The sequence below is a fragment of the Treponema sp. genome (genome assembly GCF_045641405.1).
GTDB lineage: Bacteria > Spirochaetota > Spirochaetia > Treponematales > Treponemataceae > Treponema_D.
The window spans coordinates 1-4,759 of sequence record NZ_JAZUGX010000061.1 but is presented as its reverse complement, the minus strand read 5'-3'; the positions used below and the strand labels follow the sequence as shown (position 1 = coordinate 4,759).

General features: G+C 41.4%; 5 protein-coding genes. All 5 read right to left on the bottom strand.

Annotated elements, in window-relative coordinates; genetic code table 11:
• A partial coding sequence (locus ACKI39_RS09325; protein WP_407399867.1) for an IS1634 family transposase occupies nucleotides 1-1,473 on the bottom strand: 1,473 nt, incomplete at its 3' end.
• 116 nt (nucleotides 1,474-1,589) lie between these two features.
• On the bottom strand, nucleotides 1,590-1,766 hold the full coding sequence (locus ACKI39_RS09320; RefSeq protein WP_407399868.1) for a TIGR02452 family protein: 177 nt from the start codon (nucleotides 1,764-1,766) through the stop codon (nucleotides 1,590-1,592).
• A gap of 163 nt (nucleotides 1,767-1,929) precedes the next feature.
• On the bottom strand, nucleotides 1,930-3,282 hold the full coding sequence (locus ACKI39_RS09315) for a phenylacetate--CoA ligase family protein (protein ID WP_407399865.1): 1,353 nt from the start codon (nucleotides 3,280-3,282) through the stop codon (nucleotides 1,930-1,932).
• A 225-nt stretch (nucleotides 3,283-3,507) separates the two neighbouring features.
• Nucleotides 3,508-3,912: a pyridoxamine 5'-phosphate oxidase family protein gene (locus tag ACKI39_RS09310; protein WP_407399863.1), complete on the bottom strand. Its 405-nt coding sequence runs from the start codon at nucleotides 3,910-3,912 to the stop codon at nucleotides 3,508-3,510.
• A gap of 13 nt (nucleotides 3,913-3,925) precedes the next feature.
• Nucleotides 3,926-4,759 (bottom strand): nickel pincer cofactor biosynthesis protein LarC (gene larC, locus ACKI39_RS09305; RefSeq protein ID WP_407399861.1); only part of this gene is annotated, 834 nt, incomplete at its 5' end.

Here is a 4,759-nt window from a genome sequence, read left to right as displayed (position 1 = left end):
AGTTTTATACAAATTCGTTTCTTTCATCTTATGATTAAGATGAGAAATTAATATTAAAGCAACGAATTCCAAAAACAGTTTTCCATCAAGACTTCTTTCGGATTTGCATAAAGTACGTCGCATGTTAAGCCTGTCTTTGATATTACCGAAAGCTTTTTCAACTACATCCTTCCTTCGATACAAATGCAGAGCAGTAAATGCGTCCATTTTTTCATTTGTTACAAGAGCGAAATAGCCGAGATAACGACGTGCTTCTTTTATTGCTTCTTCTTTGTAACTTACCTGTCTTCCACGTACAGGTGTCTCTTTTACTTCAAAGAATTTTTCATAAGATTTTCTGTGACTCTCAACAAGATTGCCAGTCTTCAGTTCTGAGTACATTTCTGCAATTCGTTTATCAAAAGCCATCTCATCATCAGCACCTTTTTCGATGCTGTAGTAATAGTGAATGTACATTCTTCTCTTATCTTTTATGACATCGCCTTTATATGGACGTTCCTGCGTATAGTCCCAGTCTGCGGATACTGTATATCCATAAGTAGCGAGACTTTCATCGAATTTGTTGAACATGCGGATATCATCATATATCTCGTCAAGATGCTTTTTGAAAAATTTAAGAGACAGTTTAACTCCAACAAGGAACTTCACATGATCTTTATAAAGTCCGTTGATATTTGATTCAGAGAAAAAGCCTCTGTCCATAACAAATTTGGTTTTTCCAAATCCCATGATATCAAGATCTTCAAGAAGATGCTTTACAGTTTTTGAATCCGGGATATTTCCGGCAAGTTTACGATAATAAAACGGAAGCTCGGATTTCTCTCCAAATACAAGCAGAAGATTAAGTTGAGGAAGACTATCATCTTCTTTGTTTTTGCCCCACTGAACCTGGTTTAGTGTTTCTGAATAACTTGATATACTGGTGCTGTCGTATGCCCAGTATTCGTCTTCTACTCTTCGTTTTGCCTGAAGTCGCATAAACTTTGTTATTTGATCATCTGTGATTGATGCAAACAGTTCGCTGCTTCTTGGTGAAGTTATATCCTGTCCATAAGGATGTTTGTGAGTAAAATTCCATTTTTCAAATCTGTACAACGGGTTATTATCTTCAAGTATCAGATAATATGCGATTGACAAAATCTGATTATACATATCAGGAAAGCACTGTTTTAAATCTGCGCTAAGCCCTATTTCATCAGAAAAACAATTGAGTAGATATGTCGCCCCATAATAAAGATGCCTGGATTCAGTGAAAGGTTTCGGTCCCGGCTTAATCGCTAAAGCAGTACTTTTCTTAGTCTCTCCTTTTTTCGCTCTTCCTCTGGTAGGGACAATCTCACCAGTATCCGGATTGACCTTTCCAACACATACTCGTTTTGCACGTGATTGCTTCTTTTCTTTATCCCAGTAATATTTTGTATCATAAGCGTATGTGATTCCGCTACGTTTATCAGTTTGAGTTACAATTGCCATATCCAACACCTCGTCATGTTTATATACTTATATTACACACCATGACGATGGAAATGTCAATAGAAAACTACGTGTTTTTTCGCGATTTTTAGCCATTTTAGGAGGTAAAAACCTCGTCATGTTTCCGAGAATGTAGGATAAACAGCAAAGCATATCTCATCGAAATACTGAGCGTAGAATTCGTCTATAAGAACGGTTCTGAAGTATTCTGCGACATTTTCCGGTTTGTTATGAAACGCTCCGCATCCCCATGCTCCGAGGACAAGGTTTCTGTACTTGTTTTCCTTTGCAATAATTTGTCTTGATACAATATTAGTAATGTGGTAAAATGTATATTAATATTCAGGAAAGCACTGATTTATTCATAAATCAGTGCAGGGGTATAGGGGCGAAGCCCGTTTTTCCTTACTTTCGAATATCCGGCGCAGCCGGATATTCGTTTTAATCAGCGTTTCCTTAAATGTTGTAATCGAGTTTTCTTTCGTCGATGATTCTCTTTGACTTGTGTTCTGAACGTGTGTTAAGGCCTCCGTCAGGATGAACAACAACGTTTGCCGGCTTTACACCTATTCTTGCCTTAAGAGCATCTGAAACTCTCTGAGCAACTTCTTCATCTGAAGCAGCGTTGTCAGCATTCTTTTCAATCTCAACTGCGTATTTGCATGTAAAGTCCTTTTCAAATACACGGATAAGATACTCACCTGTTATGCCGTCAAGGTTTCTGATAACTGCTTCGATATCGCTCGGGAATACATTAACGGCTGAAACAATAAACATGTCATCCTTACGTCCGTTGATATAGATTCTGCCGTGTGTTCTTCCGCACTTGCACGGAGTCTGGTCAATACGTCCGATATCGCCTGTTCTGAAACGGATAAGCGGTCTTGCGTGCTTGCGGAGTGTTGTGAATACAAGCTCACCTGTCTCACCAGGAGGGAGAATTTCACCTGTGTGAATATCCACTGTTTCAACGAGAATGTGGTTTTCTGCGATATGAAGGCCGTCGTGGTATTCGCAGTGAGCAGCACATGCGCCGAAAATATCTGAAAGTCCGTAGAAGTCATATACCTCTGCGCCCCAGAGATCTTCGATTGCCTTTCTTGTTGCACCGATTGAACCGCCGAGCTCACCGGCAACGATGATTTTCTTTATTGAGAGATCCTTCTTGGGATCGATGCCTGCCTTCTTAGCCTTCTCACCGAGCTGCCATGCGTATGACGGGCTTGTCCAGATGATTGTAGGCTGATATGTCTTAAGGATGAAGAGAAGTCTTTCACTTGGAAGAGTACCGCCCCAGATACACAGTGCACCAAGATTCTGAGCGCCGATTACGTCAGGTCCGCCAACATAAAGCGAGAAGTTAAGTGCATGAACGTATCTGTCCTTTGGTCTCATTCCTATCTGCCAGAACCAGCGGCTTTCTGTATCCTGAAACTCATCGAAGTCCTTCTTTGTGAACGGACTCATTGTAGGAACGCCTGTTGAACCTGATGATGTGGAAATAAAAACAACATCCTCTTCAGGTACTGCAGCAAGTTCACCGAGAAATGAACCTACGCCCTGTGTGTCACGCTGTGTTGTCTTGTTGATAAAAGGAAACTTCTGAATGTCTGAAAGTGTTCTGATATCCTCAGGCTTTACTCCGGCCTCATCAAATGAACGTCTGTAGTAAGGTGCATTGTCATATGCAAACTTTACAATCTCCTTAAGGTCTTCAAGCTGCTTCTTTTCAAGCTCAGCTCTCGGCATTGTTTCGAGTTTCTCATCCCAGAATTTATTATTAACATCTCTTGTTACTGAATTACTCATTTCTATTTACCTCCGTAAAAATTAATATATTATCCTATCAGTTCAATAGGTTTTCTTTCGATGTTTTTATTATACATCATCAATTCCTACTTGTCCAATATGTATTAATAATAAGGAGTTATAGAATGAGACTATAGTCATTATGTTCCGGTGAATGCAAAAAAAGCCGTAAACTTCCCTCCGGACGGGCTGTTTACGGCTTTGTGTTATGTACCTGAACTGTTATCAGAACTGAAGTTCTTCAGGAGCTGCAGTAAATGAACAGATTGTTGCCTTGATCTGATCAAGATAAAGTGCATTTGTATTGTCATCACCGGCTGTGTACATTGAACCAAGATGAGGATAGTCAGCAAGAAGTGCCTCGTGAACTTCCTTTCTGTTGTCTGCAGTGAGAACACCGCTTACGCGGATCCATCTTCCCTGCTTGTCCATAGCTGAGATTTCAAACTTTGAGTTTGCAGCAATCTGCTTTGAAACGTCCTTTGACTTTGCAGTAAGAATATAGATTCTGCCTTCGAAAAGTGTTGCTGTTCCGAAAGGTCTTACTCTTGGCTGGTCTCCGTCAGTTGTTGCAAGATAGTAGGTTTCTGCATCCTTAAGGAATGCGTGTAATGTTTCAATAGCGCTCATAGTAATTTTCTCCTTATAGTTTCTGCCAGACAGACCTGCCCGCTTCTGCAACAGAAATACCGTTTCTGTCCGCTGCCGCTGCAAGGTCGTCATATTCGGCTTTGTATTTTGTAACACCGTATCCGGATGATTTTTTTACACGGATATCACCGTACGGTGTATTTACTGTATTTATCTCACGTCTGAGAACATAGCGTCTGCATATATTTTCACGGATACCGATTGTTGTGGTATGTCTGAAAACAAGGCCGAGCATCCTGTCTCTGTCCTCAGGCCTGCACAGACACGTGAGCATAACCCCCGGACGTGATTTTTTCATTCCGACAGATGAAGTAAACACGTCAAGTGCACCGTTTTCGAGAAGAATTTTCTGTGCATATCCAAGCTCCTCGCCTGTCATGTCATCTGTATTGCACACAAGTTCAAGAACCTGGTCGGTCCCGTCCTCTGTCTCACCAATAAATGCCCTTACGCAGTTGAGTACAGGGAACTTTTTCTTTCCGATACCGTATCCTGTCTTTTCCGTTCTCATAACCGGCATACCGGAAAATTCGCCGGCGAAATATTTAAGAAGTGCTGCACCTGTAGGAGTACAGAGTTCACCCTCGACACTTCCGCTGTACGCAGGGATACCATGAAGAATATATTCAGTTGCCGGAGCAGGCACCGGAAGTATTCCGTGTGCACAGTGAACGTGGCCGTAACCTGTGTTTACGGGTGAAACCACAACTCTGTCAGGAGCAAGCATATCCATGAGAAGACAAACTCCGGCCACATCTGCAACCGCATCCATGTTTCCTACTTCATGAAAATGAATCTGCTCAGGAAGAAGTCGGATCGTAGCCAT